13 protein-coding genes are annotated in these 17,219 nt (G+C 70.7%); 4 read left to right on the plus strand and 9 right to left on the minus strand.

Annotated features, from left to right (window positions below; genetic code table 11):
• Positions 1-16 precede the first annotated feature (16 nt).
• The 3 genes from C466_RS10930 to C466_RS10940 all read left to right on the plus strand — a co-directional run bounded on the left by C466_RS10930 (position 17) and on the right by C466_RS10940 (position 7,166).
• Positions 17-2,653 carry a PD-(D/E)XK nuclease family protein gene (locus C466_RS10930; RefSeq protein ID WP_004596000.1) on the plus strand — a complete coding sequence of 879 codons (2,637 nt, stop codon included), beginning with the start codon at positions 17-19 and terminating at the stop codon, positions 2,651-2,653.
• On the plus strand, positions 2,650-5,553 hold the full coding sequence (locus C466_RS10935) for a UvrD-helicase domain-containing protein (protein WP_004595998.1): 2,904 nt from the start codon (positions 2,650-2,652) through the stop codon (positions 5,551-5,553). Before C466_RS10930 ends, C466_RS10935 begins: the two co-directional genes overlap by 4 nt.
• A gap of 248 nt (positions 5,554-5,801) precedes the next feature.
• Positions 5,802-7,166, plus strand: a complete 1,365-nt coding sequence (locus C466_RS10940) for an MFS transporter (RefSeq protein WP_004595996.1) — start codon at positions 5,802-5,804, stop codon at positions 7,164-7,166.
• Between the two features lie 41 nt (positions 7,167-7,207).
• On the opposite strand, the gene C466_RS10945 is transcribed toward C466_RS10940, so the two are convergent.
• From C466_RS10945 to C466_RS10955, 3 genes are all read right to left on the minus strand, one after another.
• Entirely contained in the window at positions 7,208-8,314 is a 1,107-nt protein-coding gene (locus C466_RS10945; protein ID WP_004595994.1) for a radical SAM protein, read from the minus strand.
• Positions 8,315-8,826: 512 nt separating this feature from the next.
• Positions 8,827-9,063: a hypothetical protein gene (locus C466_RS10950; RefSeq protein WP_004595992.1), complete on the minus strand. Its 237-nt coding sequence runs from the start codon at positions 9,061-9,063 to the stop codon at positions 8,827-8,829.
• 240 nt (positions 9,064-9,303) lie between these two features.
• A complete protein-coding gene (locus tag C466_RS10955) occupies positions 9,304-9,702 on the minus strand; it encodes a DUF2249 domain-containing protein (protein ID WP_004595990.1) in 399 nt (132 codons plus the stop codon).
• Here C466_RS10955 and C466_RS10960 point away from each other — a divergent pair.
• Entirely contained in the window at positions 9,701-10,441 is a 741-nt protein-coding gene (locus tag C466_RS10960) for a helix-turn-helix domain-containing protein (protein WP_004595988.1), read from the plus strand. The genes C466_RS10955 and C466_RS10960 overlap by 2 nt on opposite strands.
• 42 nt (positions 10,442-10,483) lie before the next feature.
• On the opposite strand, the gene C466_RS10965 is transcribed toward C466_RS10960, so the two are convergent.
• From C466_RS10965 to nosZ, 6 genes are read right to left on the minus strand one after another with little or no spacing between them, the layout of a single operon-like run.
• Complete coding sequence (locus C466_RS10965) at positions 10,484-11,089, minus strand: nitrous oxide reductase accessory protein NosL (protein ID WP_049908345.1); 606 nt, start codon at positions 11,087-11,089, stop codon at positions 10,484-10,486.
• Positions 11,090-11,127: 38 nt separating this feature from the next.
• Positions 11,128-12,126 (minus strand): ABC transporter permease, encoded by a 999-nt coding sequence (locus tag C466_RS10970; RefSeq protein WP_004595985.1) that lies wholly within the window; start codon positions 12,124-12,126, stop codon positions 11,128-11,130.
• Positions 12,123-12,962: an ABC transporter ATP-binding protein gene (locus C466_RS10975; RefSeq protein WP_004595983.1), complete on the minus strand. Its 840-nt coding sequence runs from the start codon at positions 12,960-12,962 to the stop codon at positions 12,123-12,125. Before C466_RS10975 ends, C466_RS10970 begins: the two co-directional genes overlap by 4 nt.
• Positions 12,959-14,437 (minus strand): nitrous oxide reductase family maturation protein NosD, encoded by a 1,479-nt coding sequence (nosD, locus tag C466_RS10980; protein ID WP_193366048.1) that lies wholly within the window; start codon positions 14,435-14,437, stop codon positions 12,959-12,961. The genes C466_RS10975 and nosD overlap by 4 nt, the downstream gene beginning before the upstream one ends.
• Positions 14,427-15,179, minus strand: a complete 753-nt coding sequence (locus tag C466_RS10985; protein ID WP_004595980.1) for a hypothetical protein — start codon at positions 15,177-15,179, stop codon at positions 14,427-14,429. Before C466_RS10985 ends, nosD begins: the two co-directional genes overlap by 11 nt.
• A 4-nt stretch (positions 15,180-15,183) precedes the next feature.
• Entirely contained in the window at positions 15,184-17,103 is a 1,920-nt protein-coding gene (nosZ, locus tag C466_RS10990; RefSeq protein WP_004595978.1) for a TAT-dependent nitrous-oxide reductase, read from the minus strand.
• Between the last annotated feature and the right edge of the window lie 116 nt (positions 17,104-17,219).

Genomic DNA, 17,219 nt, shown 5'->3' on the forward strand with positions numbered 1-17,219 from the left:
CCGGGTCGCGGTAGTCGTGCCTATCCGGAGAGCGAAACCCGCGGAGACACTCTACGCGGAGGTCGCCGACTACGACCTCGTCGTGACTCCCGACGCCGCGCTGGCGAGCGCGATCAACCGCCGCCTCGACCGCCCCCACTTCGGGACGTTCGCGACCACGCCGCGCCGCCTCGCCGCCGGCCGGCGCGAGCAGGCGGAGGACCGCCGCGCGTTCCTCGAGCTGGTCACCGAGACGGACCACGACTGGAAGGCGGTCGCGTACGCCGTCGGGAACGTCCTCCAGTGTTGGGAACACACGGGCCGCCTCGACGCGATCTTAGAATACGACGCGTACGTCGACGACGCGACCCGCGAGGTCGTCGAGGTGATGCGGACCCTCCGCACGACGTCGAAGCGGCTCAGCGAGTACACGGTCGACGGGGGCCGGTCGATTGACGGGGACCGGTCGGTCACGGGGGATCGGTCCGACGAGGGGGACCAGTCCGTCGCCGTCGTCGGTCACGACCAGCTGACCGCACTGGAGCGGAGCGTCCTCCCGGAGGAGTTCGACCGCGTCGAGCTGTTCGCCGACGAGGCGTTCGACCACCCGCCCTTCCACGTCTTCGAGTCGGCGACGGACGTCGTCGCCGCGCTCCTCGACACGGTCTCTGCGCGCAACGCCGAGCACGTCGCGGTCGTCCTCGACGGCGGCGGGAAGTACTCCTCGCTCGTCGAGTCCGCGTTCGAGGCCGCGGACGTCCCCTTTTACGGCGGTCCGGGGTTCGCCGACGACCCGCACCACCGGGCGTTCGTCCGGCTCCTCCGGCTCTGCTTCCGGGGATCCGAGACGACCGTCGGCGACGCCGCCCCGGTCCTCTCGCAGCTGGGAATCGACGCGCCGATCGCCGACCGCGAGCGGCGACTGGCGGCCGTCGACCGACCGGGCGTGGCGTGGCTGCGAACGTTCCGCGACCGTGTCGAGAACCGGACGTTCGCGGAGGCGCTCGACGCGTACGCGTCCGAGGCCGGCGTCGAACTGAGCCGGCTCGACGAGGAGCTGGGGAGCCTCGGCCTCGCCGACGAACCGGTGACGGACGGCGCCGTCGACCGGCTCGCCTACTACCTCCAGACGTACGAGGTCCCGGTCGACAGGGACAACGAGGGCGTCCTCCTCGCCGACGCGAAGTCCTCCGCGTACGTCGACCGCCCGGTCGTCTTCCACCTCGGCATGGGCGAGGAGTGGACGCACTCGGCGCCCCAGCGGCCGTGGGTGGACACCGAGACGCAGTTCGACCGCTACGTCGGGAGCTTCCAGCGCCTGCTCCAGAGCGGCGACCGGCAGTACTACCTCGTTCAGGACGCGGCCGGCGGGGAGCCGATCACCCCCTGCCTGTACCTCGGTGACCTGCTCGACGAGGAGTTCGAGCGGTTCAGCGACCTCGACTCGGTCGAACACCGGCGGCGGCCGCGGTCGACGGGCGCGGGCTTCGACCGACGACCGACCGGGGTCGACCCCCAGTCGGTCGAGACGGTCAGCCAGTCGACGCTCAACAGCTACGTCAACAGCCCGCGGGACTACCTCTTCGGGCGGCTCCTCGACTCCCCCGACCAGGAGCGGTTCGTCGAGGGGAACCTCTTCCACGACTTCGCGGAGTTCTACGTGAACCACCCGGACGTCGTCGCTGCGGCCGACGCCGACGACCTCGTCGACGCCATGATCGCGGAGGCGGAGGCGTTCTTCTCGGCGGCCGAGGAGCCGCTCCGCCGCCGGACGTACCGCATCGGGCTGGAGCTGATAACGGAGTACCTCGACGACGAGGGGCCGGCGTCCGACGACTTCCTCACGCCGGCGTCGGGGTGGGGGACCAACTTCTTCGCGGAGCACTTCGACGAGCCGGTCGACTCCCCGCTCACCGAGCGCTGGTTCGAGGACGAATCCCTCGGCGTGAAGGGGAAGATCGACCTCGTGCGGTCGCCGACCCGCCTGCTCGATTACAAGAGCGGCCGCAAGAAACGACTCACGCAGGTCGTCAAGGGCGCGGCGCTCGACCCGCCGGCCGACGCGCCGAACTTCCAGGCGGCGCTGTACCTCACCTACTACCGGACGGTCCGCCCGGACGAGCGCATAGAGTTCACGTTCTTCCACTTCCTCGAACCGATGGCCGACGTCATCGCCGGCGACGCCGACCTCGACGACGCGCTCACGACCGTCACCTACCACCCGACCTCGTTCGACGAGTACGTCGGGTCCCGAGAGGCGTACGAGCGGCTGCTGGACGGCTACACGGACTGCCGGGAGACGTTCGAGGACCTCGGCTACGCCGCCTACGAGGAGATCGTGGCGCCCCTGACGTTCCCCGAGACGACGGACAGGGGCGAGCTGCGCGACTCCGAGTTCGCCGAGCGATTCAACGCCGCGGTCGACGCGGCGACCTCCGGAGACGTCGACGCCGAGAAGGGCTCGGACCAGGCGATTCGGGAGTTCAACGGCGTCCGCAAGCGGGCGTTCTTCCGCGAGGACCTGGACGCCTTCGAGGCGTTCGTCGACGAGCGACTCGACGAGCTCAACGCCCGGCGGGCCGGCGAGGAGCGGTTCCCCGTCGACGGGCTCGGGGGCGAGCCGAACTACCGGCGCGTGGACAACCGCGACCTGCTTTTGGGGGGCGACCGATGAGCGAGCCGACGCCGAACGACGCCCAGCGGGAGCTGATCGAGTCCACGGAGGGACCGTACCTCGTCGACGCCGGTCCCGGGACGGGGAAGACGTTCGCCGTCACCCGTCGCTACGGGCGGATCGTCGACCGACTCGACGTGGAGCCGGAGGACGTGCTGCTGGCGACGTTCACGCGGAGCGCCGCGACGGAGATGAAAGAGCGGATCGTCGACCACAGCGGGTACGGGCTGCGGGAGCTGGCCGACGCCCCGATCCGGACGTTCCACTCGCACTGCCACGAGCTCCTCCAAGAACACGGGTACGCGGCGCCGACGCACCTCGGCCTCGACGAGCGGATCACGGGCTCGACGCGGATCCTGGAAGACGAGCTGATCGAGGCCGAGCGGTTCCGCGAGTTCTTCGGCGGCTTCCGCGACGACCACCCGGAACACGCCGACTTCTACCGCGTCCTCTCCGCGCCCGGCGAGCTGCTCGACCTGATCGAGGAGCTCGCGTCGAAGGGGATCTTCCCGACGACGGACGGGTGGTACCGGGACGGGGAGTCACACCTCGACGGCGACTTCGCGGCGTTCGAGGAGCGGTTCGACGCGGCGAATGGCCCCCGGAACGACGGCCGGAAACAGTCGAAGCTGCGCGAGGATCTGAGCGGCTTCGGCCGGGACAAGGCGTACCGCGCCGACGCCCCGTCGAAGTCGACGCTCCGGGGCGGCCGCGGGACGAAGCGGCTCGACGACGACGTGGCGCGGCAGGTCTTCTACGAGGAGCGCGACGGGCTCAAGGCGTTCGTTCACGACGTCTACGTCGAGTACCTTCGGTTCGCGCTGCGCCGCAACTACCTATCCTTCAGCTTCCTCCAGCTGTTCGCGTTCGTCCTCCTCTGCGAGGACGAGCGCGCCCGGGAGGCGGCGACGTTCGAGTACGTCATGGTCGACGAGTTCCAGGACACGAGCGAGGTCCAGTTCAAGCTCGCGCTACTCCTGTCCGGAACTGACAACGTCTGCGTCGTCGGCGACTGGAAGCAGAGCATCTACTCGTTCCAGTACGCGGACGTGCGCAACATCTCAGAGTTCGAAGACCGGCTGGAGCGGTTCGCCGCCGACCTCAACGACGACGCGGATCGGGTCCCGTTCGACTCCCCCGACCCGACCCGGATCGAACTGCGGGAGAACTACCGGTCCACCGAGTCCGTCATCGACCTCTCCGAGCGAGCGATCGTGACGCCGGCGTCGAGCGGCGACACGGTCGAGACGAGCCCCGACGACGTCGTCGGCCTCTCCTCGAACGCCGCCTTCGACAACACCGTCGTCGAGGGGATCCGCCACGAGGACGAACACGAGGCCGTCCTCTCGAAGGTCCAGGAGATCGTCGGCAGCGACGAGTACGCCGTGGAGGGCGAGGACGGCGAGCCGCGCCCGCCGGAGTACGGGGACGTCGCGGTGTTCACGCGGACCAGAGACTACGGTCGGGAGCTCCTCGACGTCGCCGCCGAGCACGACTTCCCGGTGGCGTACGACGGCGGGATCGAGCTGTTCCGGACCGACCCGGCGAAGCTGCTGCTCGCGTGGCTCCGAATCGTAGAGTCGGACGCCGACCGCGGCTGGGCGGTGGTGCTCGAACGGGCCGGGTACGCGTTCGACGAGATCGATCACGCCCTGGAGACGGGGGCGTACCCGACCGAGCCGGCGGGGTTCCGCGACGATCTCCGCGCGCTGGAGTCGCTCGGCGCGGTGGCGCGCCGCGTCTTCGACCGCTACGGGTACACGGGCGACGTCGCGGACGTCCTCCTCCACACGCTCCAGTCCGTCCACGACGCGACGACGGCCACCCGCGGCGACGTGATCCGGCACATCGAGCGCGGCGTCGAGACCGGAAGCACTGTCGACGTCCGCGCGACCGCGGGTGACGACGCGGTGACCGTTCAGACGATTCACACCGCGAAGGGGCTGGAGTACCCGATCGTCGTCATGGCGAACATGAACGAGGGGCGCTTCCCGCCGCGGGCCGGCGGGTCGAGCGTGATCGGGTATCGGGACCCGGTCGGTCTCCGGCAGCGGAAGATCTACTCGGAGGAGGGCGCTCATCCGCACGTGTACGACAGCTGGCGGCACGACGTCATCAGGCGCTGTCTGCCGCGCGAGTACGGCGAGGAGCGGCGGCTGCTGTACGTCGCGGTCACGCGCGCGGAGAGCCACGTCGTGTTCGCGGCCGGCGAGGACCCGAACACGTTCCTCGAGGAGCTTCCGGTCGCCGTCGAGGCGATCGAGCCGGAGGTCGAGCCGCTCGACCGCGGCGAGCCCGCAGACGCGGAGCTGCCGTTCGCGGTGACCGCGCCGGCCGGGCCGATCGGTCACTCACCACACTCGCTGATGGACGAGTCGGTGTTCGAGGAGGCGGGCGAGCGGACGGAGGCCGGCCCCGAGCCCGAGGCGGACCCGGAGACCCGGGGGATGGACTTCGGCTCGCGGGTCCACGACTTCGCGGAGGCGTACGCGCTCGGCGACGAGGAGCTGCCGTCGAACGACCACGTGCGTGCCCACGCGCGACGGATCGTCGAACTGCTCGACGGGCTGTCGGGCGAGAAACACGTCGAGGAGCCGGTGACGCTCCCGATCGACATCGACGGCCGCCGCGTCACCGTCTCGGGGATCGTCGACCTCGTCCACGTGACGGCCGATCGGGTCGAGGTGATCGACTACAAGACGGACTCCACGCGGCGCGCCCAGTCGGAGTACCGCAAGCAGCTCAGCGTCTACTACCACGTCCTCGACGAGTGGTTCCCCGAGAAGGCGGTCGAGACGAGCCTGTTCTACACGAGTGACGGGACGCGCGAACGGATCGACCCGCACTCGATCGAGGACCTGCGCGCGTTCGTCCGGGCGGCCGAGTCGGAGGCCGAGTGACGGGACGCGCGAACGGATCGACCCGCACTCGATCGAGGACCTGCGCGCGTTCGTCCGGGCGGCCGAGTCGGAGGCCGACTGACGGAGGCGGATACCGAGAGACGGAGCCGGACGCCGAGTGACGGCGAGCGGCGGAGTCGGATTTTTGTCGGCTCGAACCGGAGAGGGAGTGTGACCGTTTCCCTCGCGCTGCCGGCCCGGATCGGAGCCGACGACCGCGACCGTCTCGCGACGCGGGGGGAGGACGCGTGAGCGAAGACGCGGCGGGTACCGAGACGGAAGGGTCCGGCGCGCTCGACGCGTTCAGGCGGTTCTTCGCGCTGGAGCGAGACGTCCTCGTCCTGTCGGTCGCGATGTTCGCCTTCAGCCTCGGCTTCCAGATGACGAACCGGTTCCTCCCGGAGTACCTGGTCGCGCTCGGCGCGTCCGGGTTCGTCGTCGGCCTGTTCGGCACCTTCGGCAACGTCATCTCGGCGCTGTACCCCTACCCGGGCGGCGCCGTCTCGGACCGGATCGGATCGCGGTACGCGCTGACGCTGTTCGGGCTGCTGTCGACCGCGGGCTTCGCCGTCTGGCTGGTCGCTCCCGGGATCGGCCCGGTCGCTGTGGGCGGGCTGGTCGTCGAACCGTGGGTCTGGATCTTCGTCGGTCTCGCGCTCGCGCAGGCGTGGAAGTCGTTCGGCCTCGGCGCGACGTTCGCGGTGGTCAAGCAGGCGACCGACCCCTCGCGGCTGGCCGCGGGGTTCGCCAGCACGGAGACGTTCCGGCGGACGGCGTTCCTGATCGGCCCCGTGCTGGCCGCCGTCCTGATCGGGCTTCGCGCGGAGTTCGGGGTGAGCTTCCGGTTCGTCCTCGCGGTCGCGGTCGCGGTCGGGGCCCTCGGCACGCTCGTCCAGCACGTCCTCTACGACGCGAGCGACGACACCTTCGGCGGCTCGTTCGCGGGGATCGACCAGATCCGCCGGGACCTCCGCGAGATGCCGGCGCCGCTCCGACCGCTGCTCGTCGGCGACACGCTCGTCCGGTTCGCGAACGGGATGGTGTACGTGTTCTTCGTCCTCGTGGTCACCCAGTTCTTCGAGGTCGGCCTCGACGCGACCGTCGCGCTCGGCGGGTTCTCCTACGGCGTGGACCTCTCCCCGCAGGCGTTCTTCGGCTACCTCCTCGGGGTCGAGATGCTCGTCGCGCTGCTGATCATGGTCCCCGCCTCGAAGCTCGCGGAGCGCGTCGGACTGAAGCCGGTGGTCGCGGTCGGCTTCGCCGTCTACGCCGTCTTCCCCGTCGTGCTGATCTACGCGCCGACGCTGGCGGGGTCGGCGCTGCCGCTCTGGGCGGTGATGGTCGCCGTCTTCGCGTTCTCCGGGCTTCGGTTCGCGGGGCTGCCGTCGCACAAGGCGCTGATCGTCGGGCCGGCGGAGCGGGGAACCGGCGGCCGCGTCACCGGGACGTACTACCTGATACGGAACGCGATCGTGATCCCGAGCGCGGCGGTCGGGGGGTACCTGTGGGACTTCGTCAGCCCCGAAGTCGCGTTCACCGTCGCGGCCGTCGTCGGCGCCGTCGGCACCGGCTACTTCCTCGCGTTCGGTCGGGAGTTCGAGGCGTACGCCTGAGTGCGAACGCGGGCGAACGACCGCGAGCGTGGCGCTCGTGGTCAGTCCGCCGGTTCCGGCGAGTCACCGCCGTCGCCCCCGCGCTGCCGCTCGGGGAGCGGCCCGTCGTACCCCTCGGGGACGTAGGGACACAGCGGGTCGCTGCCGGTCGGGTCGCCGGTGGCGGCGTAGGCGCGGGACCGGCTCCCGCCGCAGACGTGGCGGAACTCGCAGGCGCCGCACTTCCCCGAGAAGCCGTCCGGGTCGCGGAGGGACTCGAAGAGGTCGGAATTGCGGTAGACGTCGACGACGGACCGCTCGCGGACGTCGCCGGCCGACTCGGGGAGGAACCCGGACGGGTACACCTCGCCCGTGTGGCTGACGAAGGCGAACCCGCGCCCGGCCGTGACCCCGCCCCGCCGTCCCGCGGCGCCGTCCGCCTCGCCCGCCTCCGCCCGCTGGATCCCCACCCGGCGGTAAAAGGGCGCTTCCGTCGTCTTGACGCCGAACCGCTCTTCTTCCGAGACCTCGTGGAGCCACGCCATGGCGTCCTCGGCGCGCTGGGGGGAGACCGGGTCGAGGACGCGGCCGCGACCCACCGGAACGAGGAAGAAGACGCTCCAGAGGACGGCGCCGAGCTCGCGGACGCGGTCGCGGATCGCGGGGAGGTCGTCGACCGTGTCCGCGCAGACCGTGGTGTTGACCTGGAGCGGAATCCCGGCGTCGCGGGCGGCGCGCGCGGCCGCGACCGTGTCCGCGTAGCTCTCCTCGCCGCGGAACGCGTCGTGGCGCTCGCGGGTCGGGCCGTCGAGGCTGAGCGCCATCCGCGCGATCCCGGCGTCCCCGAGGTCACGGACGCGCTCGGGCGTGAGCGACCGGGTCCCGCTCGGCGTGATCGTCATCCTGAGCCCGAGGTCGTCGCCGTACGCGACCAGCTCCGTGAGGTCGTCGCGGGCGAGGGGGTCGCCCCCGGAGAGGACGACCAGCTGCCCGTCGCCGAACGCGGCGGCGTCCTCCAGCAGTCGCTTCCCCTCCGCGGTCGTCAGCTCGTCGGGATGCCGCTGCGGTTTCGCGTCGGCCCGGCAGTGCCGACACGCGAGCCCGCAGGCCTGCGTGACCTCCCAGACGAGGACCAGCGGCCGCCGGTCGGTGTCGAGGTCGTCGAACATCGCTCGCCTCCCGCTACGATCCCGATCCGTTTGGGGTCGTTCCCGAACGTGTTCCCCCGGGTGACAGCGAGCCGGCGGGAGGAGGTGGATCAGGCCGGCGGCCGCGATGCGACACTTGACTACCCGCGATCAACCGCGACGATCGTTTATCAAAGGCGATGCGGTCGGCGCGTGGCTCCGAGTGGCCGGCAGGCCACGAGGAACACCCGCGAGGTCGTCGGGGTTCGCCCGACTGACAGGGCGAGAGCGAAGCTCTCGCTTACAGTCGGACGTAGTCCGGCGACGAGGCCGGAGAGGCGCGAGGTGCTGCGCCGTGCTGTGCGGGCGGGACTCGACGGCGCAGTCACCGGCGGCGGAGCCGCCGGCCGTCACCGAGCGACCGGGGCTTCAGCGGTGTTCGCCGCGGCAACGTCGGCCGGTTATAACCACACGGCCCTGTTGAATTCCTCAGTGACTGAGCTACTCGTCCCCGTTGCGGTCAATACGGGGAACTCACGACTCAGTCGGCAAGCTCAGTCCGCTGCGTCCGGATTCTCGCTTGGTCGAAGCACCGTGTAGAGGAGGAGTACAAGTTCCGTAAGCACGACTACGCCCCCGATTGAGCGAGCAGCAGTCGATATCCCCGTCGTGTAACCACGTACCGCGACAGCGATATCGCCAAGCGCCGCGACTCCGAGCGCGAGCAAAAATACGATTACGAGGAGCAGATAGCGAATCGACTTAAGCGGTTCGTCTGTTTTGGAGGGCATCGGGGTCAGTTCGATCGGTGTTTTTGATAACTTTTCTGAAACCGTAACCGACTGACCAGTTCGCGGACCTCACCGCGCAGTCGTTTCAGTCGAGGATGTGTCGGAGAGACGGGACCTCGACGGAGCCCACGGTCCGAGACGTCTGACGATTACTGTTCGCGCGCTCGTGCCGGGCGGGCCGCGCTCGCGCGCCCCGACCCCACCGAAACCGCCGGTCGCGGTTCGTCGGGTCGCGGTGCCTCAGGTCGCGGTCACGTCGTTTGCGGCCGCGTCGCGCTCGCCCGAAACCGTCGTTTCGCCGTCCGCCGGCCAGATCGCCGTGACGACCGCGTCGGTCGCGTCGGTGTCGACCGCGGCGTACGCGAACCCGCGGTCCTCCAGCCGCGGGAAGAGGAACTGCGGCGTCCGGTCGTTGTACTGGACCAACACGTCGCCGTCGCCGAGCGTCTCGACGCGTTCGAGCGTCTCGCGCAGCGGCTTCGGCGGCCCGAGGTTCCGGACGTCGAGGGAGACGGCTTCTCCGTCCGTCGGCGCGTCCGTCCGCTCGGCCACCGCGCGCTCGACCGCCGCCGGATCGTCGGGTTCGGAGCTCATGTCTCGACGGACGGACCCGATCCCCGGGCCGTTTGTGACGAACATGTTCCGGCGGGCGCGGAGCCGAAGGTACTTCCACGCCGGCGCCGAAGCGGCGGGTATGGCACAGGCACGCCTCCGCGTGACGATTCCGGACGGGCCGTGGGTCGGCGACGTCTCGCGGGAGCACCCGGACGCGCGGTTCCAGGTGTTGACCGCGACGCCCGAGGACGGCGCGGGGTTCGCGCTGGTTCGGGTCACCGCGGACGACACGGACCCGATCCTCGACGCGATCGACGACCACGAGACGATCACCCACTCGTCGGTGATGGCCGAGGACGACGGAATGGTCACCGTTCAGGTCGAGGCGCTCGTCCCCCTGCTACAGACGGTCGCCCGCCGGGCGGGCGTCCCCATCGAGATGCCGGTCGAGATCTGCGACGGCGTCGCCCGCGTCGACGTGACCGGCGACCACGAGCGCGTCGCGAAGTTCGGCGACGCGCTCCGCGACGTGGGCGCGGAGTTCGAGGTCGAGTACGTCCAACAGCGCGTCAACCCCGGCGGGTCGCTCACCGAGCGCCAGCGCGAGGTCCTCTTCGAGGCCGTCGACCGCGGCTACTACGACGTCCCCCGCGAGTGCACGCTCACCGAGGTGGCCGAGCACGTCGGCATCGCGAAGTCGACCTGTAGCGAGGTGCTCCAGCGCGTGGAGCGCACCATCGTCCGGGAGTTCGTCGACGACCTCCCGCGCCGCCCGGTCGACTTCGAGTCGCCCGAGGACGACGGGATCGAGCGGATTCAGTAGCGGTCGAGCGACATCGAGGACCTGAGCGGCGTCGGAGCTATCCTACAGCGAGGAGACGAGGTCGGCGGTGACCGCATCGGCCTCGACGAGCCGCCCGCCCTCCGCCTCGACGAACGACTCCGCCGCCCCGCGGTCGGAGAATGGGAGCAGGTCCGGGCCCATCGCACCGACGACGCCCGTTTCCACGGCGTAGGCGGCCTCGGCCCAGCGGACGAACGCGTCCGGAGCGACGTGCGAGGAGATGATTCTGTCTCCGGCCGTCTCGCGTATCTCGTAGTCGACGGCGGCGTAGTCGGTGACGTAGGTTCCGATCGGCTCGCGGCCCCGGTCGACGGCGGCGTCGCGCTCGATCACGAGTTCCGTGAGGCTGTCGTACCACGCGGGACCGTCGCGGTCCGGCGGGTGATCGCCGGCGTAGAACACCTGCCCGCTCGGTCCGCCGTGGTCGGCGATGACCATCCCGCAGGCGTCGCAGGCCTTCCCGCCCCCGAGCGACACCGGGTCGGGGGGTTCCGTCTGCGCCGGCTCCGGGTCGTCGCCGAGGCAGCCGGCCGTCGCGCCCACGGTCGCCGCGGCCGCGAGGCCGCGCAGGAACGCTCGGCGAGCGTAATCGGTCCGTCGTTCGGCTGATCGCATGTGGTGGCACATTGGTTGTGTCGATTTTTCGGAGAAACGGGGGGAGCGGTTCAGAGCCGCCGCCGGCGGACCAGTCGCGCCGCGACGGCGACGGGGACGATGGTCCACGCGACGAGCGACGCCGCGAGCGCGACCGTCGATAGCCCGCTGCCGGCGAGGACGGCGGTGAACCCCCCGCCCGCGGTGGTGCCGAGCCCGCTCAAGACGAACACGCGGAACGCGCTCACCGGATTCGACAGCACCAGCGCCGACAGCGCGGCGTCCGGCAGCTCGGTGGCCGCGACGATCCCGAGCGCGAGCAGGTCGTGGACGAGCACGAACCACACCCACACGAGCAGCGCCGCGCCGAGCGCGTGCGTCTTCTCGCGGGCGACGGTCGACAGCAGCAGCGCGACCGCGAGGAACGCGGCGCCGACCCCGACCGTTCCCCCGAGGAACCCCAGGAACGCGGACAGCGAGCCGGCCCCGAACTCGCGGACGATCAGCGCGCCGCTGAAACCGAAGCCGAGGACCGTCGCGCCCGCCAGCACCGCCAGCCGGCCGAGGTACGTCCCGGCGACGACCTCGCTCCGGCGGACCGGCAGCGAGAACACGACCGCGAGCCACCCCTCCTCCTCGCGGCCGACGATCGCGTCGTAGCCCAGCGCGAGCGCCGCGAGGGGGACGAGGTAGGCGGCGAGGCTCGTCAGCGACGCGACGACGCGCTCGGCGCCCGCCGGGCCGACCGCGGACCCGCTGAACGTTAACATCACCCCACCGAACACGACGAACAGCGCGGTCAGCGCGAGCGCCCACCGGCTCCGGACCGCCAGGCGGTACTCCGTGACCGCGACGACGAAGACGTGCCGGAGCGCCCCGCGAACGCCGTCGTTCGTCGAGGTCTCGGCCGCGGCGGCGGTCGCAGCCGACTCCGAATCCGCCGCGTCGACCTCCGGGCCGCCGTCGACCGCGTCGAGCGCGTCGACCGCGGCCGTCGCGTCCGGATGGCCGCCGTCGGGACGCGTCGCTTCCCCCGTCCCGTCGTCGGACCCACCGCGCGAGTCGCTCATGGCGCCACCTCCTCGCGGTCGGCGGTCGCGTCGTCTGCCCGACCCTTACCGACCCGCGCGTCGTGCGCCGCGTCGTCCCCGACCGCCTCGCGGAACGCCGCCCGGAGACCGTCGCGGTCGCGACCGGAGCGAGTCGCCGAGTCGCCGTCGCGGTCGGCGGCGGCCTCCGCCTCCGCGGCGAGCTCGTCGACGGACCCCGCCGCGCGCACCCGACCGTCGTGGAGGACGGCCGCGCGGTCGCAGAGCCGTTCGACCTCCCCGAGCACGTGCGAGCAGAACACCACCGTCGCGTCGGTCTCCGACGTTATCTCCTCGACGATGGCGTGGAACTCGTCGACGCCGCGCGGGTCGAGCCCGGCCGTCGGCTCGTCGAGGATGAGCACGTCCGGGTCCGGGAGCAACACCGTCGCCAGCCCGAGCCGCCGCTGCATCCCGTTCGAGTAGCCCGAGACGCGGCGGTCGGCCTCGTCCGCGGTCAACCCGACGCGCTCGATCGCCTCGGCGGTCCGACCGTCCTTCGAGAGACCGCGCATTGCCCGATGGACGCCGAGCACCTCCCGGCCGGTGAGCCCGTCCGGGAACCCGACGTGCTCGGGGAGGTAGCCGACCCGCTCGCGGATCCGCCGTCCGTCCTCGGTCACGTCGGTGCCGCCGACGCTGACGGTTCCCGCGTCCGGCCGGTCGTGGCCGACGAGCAGCCGGAACAGCGTCGACTTGCCGGCCCCGTTGGTGCCGATGATCCCGAACGTCGAGCCGCTCGGGACCGTCAGCGAGAGCCCGTCGAGGGCGGTCACGTCCCCGTACGTCTTCCGCACGTCGCTCGCGTCGATTCTCATTGTGAGTCCTCCGTGTCCGCGGGTCGGTTCGCGGCGCGGCTCGCTCCGTCGTCGCGCTCGTAGGCCCGCCAGTCGTGGTTCGGCTCGACGAGCGGGCGACGGTCGACGACGCCGGGCGTCTCGATCACCGGGAAGGAGCTCTCGGCCAGCCGCACCGCCTCGAACGCCGGGCTGTTCGCGAAGGCGGCCGCCTGCGGGTTCTCGGCCACGAGGTTCTCGACGATCCCGATCGGGCGGTGCCGGATCTCGCTCACGCCGTCCCCGTCGCGGTCGGCGACCCGAGCGCCGGACCAGTAGTTGCCGCGATCGGTGCCGTTCCACGCTACGAGCGAGTTTCGGGCGGTCCGGACAGCGCGCTCGTTGCGGACGAAGCTGTTGCCCGCGACGACCTCGCTCCCGCTCTCCGCGGCGCTGTGGATCCCGATCCCGTTGCGGTAGATCAGGTTGTCGACGAGCCGGTTCCCCTGCGCGTTGTAGAGGTAGAGCCCGTTGCGGTTCGCGACGAGGTGGTTGCCGGCGATCACCGACTCCTCGATGTCCTTCGCCAGTATCCCGTGGCCGCTGCTGCCGTCGTTGCGCAGGGCGGTGTTGTTCCGGACGGTCAGCCCCTCGCTCACCATCAGCGCGTAGCCGACGCCGTTGTCGGCCGCGACGTTGTCGACGAGGCGGTTGTCGTCCGAGTACATGTAGTGGACGCCGTAGCGCGTGTGGCGGATCGTGTTGTTCTCGGCGAGCACGTCAGTCGCCCACGAGAAGTAGATCCCGTCGCGGGTGTGCGTGATCTCGCTGTCGCGGATGACGGTCCCCCTCGTCTCGAACAGGTGGATCCCGTTGCCGCGGTCGGTGACCGGGAACACCTCCTCCCGGCCGTCGATCCGCACGTCTTCGATGACGGCCTCGTCGGCGCCGTCGATCCAGATCCCGTACGCCGTGTCGGTGATCCGGACCGACTCGATCCGGGCGCGGTCGCCCGCGACGAAGACGCCGGCGTCCTCGGTGCCGAGGTCGCTGCCGGAGCCGCGGACCCAGACGCCCGAGACGGTGACGTTCTCGCCGCTCAGGGTGAGCACGCGACCCTCGCCGCCGCCGTCGATGACCGCGCCGCCCTCGCTCGCGACGATCCGCAGGTCGTCGACGGTCGCGTTGACGCGCTCGTCGAACCGGCCGTCGAGGACGACAGTCTCGCCGGCGGCGGCGGCGTCGACCGCCGCCTGCGCAGACGCGAACGACTCGCCGTCGACGGTAGCGGTCCCGTCGCGGTCGGGCGCGGTCACGCCCGTCGCGGCGAAGTCGGTCGCGACGTCGAGCCCGGAGGCGACGGAGGCGTTCGGGCCGGCGGCTCCGCTCGCGTCGGCCGCGCCGCCCGCACCGCTGCCCGCCCCGGCGACCGGGAGCGCCACGCCGAGCACGACCGCGACGACGGCGACGGCGCAGGCGGCCGCCAGGAAGCCGACCTCGAGGCGGTCACCCGACATGGTCGCCCCCGCCGACATCGCGGTCCCGGTCGGCGGCCTCTCCTCCGGTGGCGCGCTCGCGGACCTTTCCGGGAAGCCCGCGGGCCAGCGCCGGGAGCTCGCTCACGGTCGCCTCGATGTCCCGCGCGAGGTACGCGGTCGCGAGCAGCAGGACCGCGACGACGGTCATGTACCCGCCGGGACCGAACCACGCGAAGCCGCTGATGTTGGCGACCTCGTAGGGGCCCAAGAGCGGCGGCGTGAACTCCTCTATCCCCCGCAGCGGCGCGTCCGGGTCGAGCGAGTGGCCGGCCTGGTAGAGCCGGTACTGGATGAACGCGAACATGCCGACGAACACCGTGACGGTGCCGACGAGCTGCGCGGTGAGCCCGGCTTTCAGCTTGCGGACCGTCGGTGCGAACGCGACGAACGCGCCCGTCAGTGCGAGCCCGACGAACACGACCGGGCCGAGCAGCCACTCGGGGACGTCGATCGCCGCCTCGCTGACGGGGTAGTTCGGGTCGATGAACACCGGGTCGGGGTAATAAAAGCCCGCGTACTTGTTGAGCCCCTGTACCTCGGCGAAGTCGCCGCCCAGACGCGGGTAGGCGTACAGCTCGATGAGCAGCTCCTGACCGGGGTACTGCGGCGCCGTGAGCGTGATCTGCCACATCGGGACCAGCAGCGCCCCGACGAGCAGCGCCGCCGCTGCCAGCGGGAGCGCGCGTCGGATCTCGGTCAGCCGCGTGAGCGACGAACTCATGGCGTTATTCCTCCGGTTTGACGATGAGCCGCGAGCGCATTTCCAGGTGCAGCGCGCTACAGAAGTGCGCGCAGTAGATCCAGTAGACGCCCGGCTCGTCCGCCGTGAACGTCGCCTTCCGCGTCTCCTGCGGAGCGAGCCGCATGTGGACGTCGTGTTCGGGGATCGCCACCGAGTGGAGCATGTCGCTCGTGGTCTCGATGTTCGTCACCTGCATCTCGATCTCGTCGCCCTCCTGGACGACCATCTCCTGGAACCCGTAGTGGTTCCGGGTGGAGTACATCTCGATCTCCACGCGGTCGTCGCCGACCCGCTCCATCGTCTCCTCGCCCTCGGCGGTGTAGTCGAGTTCGAGGTCCTCGGGGTCGTACGTCGCCTTCGGGTCGATCTTCGACTTGTGACAGATCGAGGCGTCGTGCGGCTCGGCCTGCGCCGGCGAGTCCTTCACCAGCTCCATGCCGTTCTCGTCGTCGCCGATGTAGATCAGCTGGTCGTTCTCGGGGTGTTGCGGGCCGACCGGAAGGAACCGGTCCTTCGAGAGCTTGTTCAGCGAGACGAGCCAGTCGCCCGCCGGGTCCTCGGTGTACGACTCCGCGGCGATGAGGTGACCGGGGTTGTAGTGGACGTCGATCTTCTCGATCACCGGGCTCTCCGAGCGCGCCTCGGCCTCGACGGCCTTCTCGATGTCCCACTTGACGACCTGCGAGTCGATGAACAGCGTCGTGTACGCGTGGCCGCGCCCGTCGTAAGCCGTGTGGAGCGGGCCGAGCCCCAGCTTCGGCTGGCCGACGATGGCGTCGGTGGGGTCGTCGACCTCGTCGATCTTGTCGATGTCGATGACCGACGCGGTCGGGTCGAGCTTCCCGCTGACGATGACGTACTCGTTGTCGGGGGTGACGCTGACCCCGTGCGGGCTCTTCGGCGTCGGGATGTAGTGGACGATGGGCTCGTCGCCCTGGTTGAGCGGGCTGTCCTTCCGCCCGTCGACGACCGGGACCTCGTTTATCGTCTCGTAGTTCCCGGCCTCGACGGCCGCCTCGATCCGCGGGATGTCGAACGCCTTCACGTCGTCGCGGTCGGCGCGGGTCATCCCCGACTCCGTGGCCGCCTCCTCGGTGTTGTAGGCGCTGGTGAAGAAGTACCGGCCCTCCTTGCTCCCGTCGCCGTTGTCCATGTTGCCGTCGATGAGGACCTCCCACTCGACGTTCATGTTCTCGGGGTTGATCGCGGCGAGGACGGAGCCGTACGAGTCCGGGTCCTCGAGGTCGCCGGTCCCGTCGTTGGGGATCGGCGTCCGGAACTCGCCGACGCCGAAGATGAGGTCGGTGTCGGGCAGCTGCGCGCAGGCGCCGTGGGTCCCCTGCTGGTTCGGGATGTCGACGATGGCGTCCGTCTCGAAGTACGTCAGGTCGATCCGGGCCATCCGGCCGTTCGCCTTGTCGTTGACGTACGCGAACCGGCCGTCGTAGTCGCCGTCGGTCTGGCTGATCCGCGGGTGGTGGGTGTCGCCCCACGTGTAGCCGCCGGCGTCTTCGAGCATCTGCTTGCTCTCGTCGTCGAAGCCGTAACCGCGCGAGGCGTCCGGATTGAACACCGGGATCCGGATGAGCTCGCGCATCGACGGGAGGCCGTACACGCGGACGTCGCCGGCCTGCCCGCCCGAGAGGATCGCGTAGTACTCGTCGTGTTCGCCCGGCGGCACGGAGTTGTCGACGCCGCTCGCCGAGGCCGTCCCTTGGACGTCGTCCTCGCTCAGCAGGCTGGTACAGCCCGCCAGCCCGCTGAGTCCGCCGGCGGCCGCGCCGGCCTTCATGAAGTCGCGGCGACGGACGCCGGGGAGCATCGAATCGAACCCGTCCGTCGAGCCCGTCGTCTGGTCGCCCGATTCTCCCGCGTCCGTGGACCGTTGTGTGTCGTTCGACATAAGTTGGTACGCGAGCGGCGATTCCCTCGCGACAGGCGGACGTTGCGCGGTGCCGTATATAGCCCCCCGAGCGGCTTGCTGCGCGGTTGGAAGCGCGCGAACAGGTTCGGCGATCG

Source organism: Halorubrum distributum JCM 10118 (genome assembly GCF_000337335.1).
In the GTDB taxonomy this organism is placed as follows: domain Archaea; phylum Halobacteriota; class Halobacteria; order Halobacteriales; family Haloferacaceae; genus Halorubrum; species Halorubrum distributum.

Coding starts and splice junctions, on each gene's coding strand:
- C466_RS10945 (WP_004595994.1), bottom strand. CDS start 8,314: ATGTTCGACGACCTCGACACCGACCGGCGGCCGCTGGTCCTCGTCTGG.
- C466_RS10985 (WP_004595980.1), bottom strand. CDS start 15,179: ATGAGTTCGTCGCTCACGCGGCTGACCGAGATCCGACGCGCGCTCCCG.
- C466_RS10935 (WP_004595998.1), top strand. CDS start 2,650: ATGAGCGAGCCGACGCCGAACGACGCCCAGCGGGAGCTGATCGAGTCC.
- C466_RS10975 (WP_004595983.1), bottom strand. CDS start 12,962: ATGAGAATCGACGCGAGCGACGTGCGGAAGACGTACGGGGACGTGACC.
- C466_RS10965 (WP_049908345.1), bottom strand. CDS start 11,089: ATGTGCCACCACATGCGATCAGCCGAACGACGGACCGATTACGCTCGC.
- C466_RS10955 (WP_004595990.1), bottom strand. CDS start 9,702: ATGTTCGTCACAAACGGCCCGGGGATCGGGTCCGTCCGTCGAGACATG.
- nosD (WP_193366048.1), bottom strand. CDS start 14,437: ATGTCGGGTGACCGCCTCGAGGTCGGCTTCCTGGCGGCCGCCTGCGCC.
- C466_RS10970 (WP_004595985.1), bottom strand. CDS start 12,126: ATGAGCGACTCGCGCGGTGGGTCCGACGACGGGACGGGGGAAGCGACG.
- C466_RS10960 (WP_004595988.1), top strand. CDS start 9,701: ATGTTCCGGCGGGCGCGGAGCCGAAGGTACTTCCACGCCGGCGCCGAA.
- C466_RS10950 (WP_004595992.1), bottom strand. CDS start 9,063: ATGCCCTCCAAAACAGACGAACCGCTTAAGTCGATTCGCTATCTGCTC.
- nosZ (WP_004595978.1), bottom strand. CDS start 17,103: ATGTCGAACGACACACAACGGTCCACGGACGCGGGAGAATCGGGCGAC.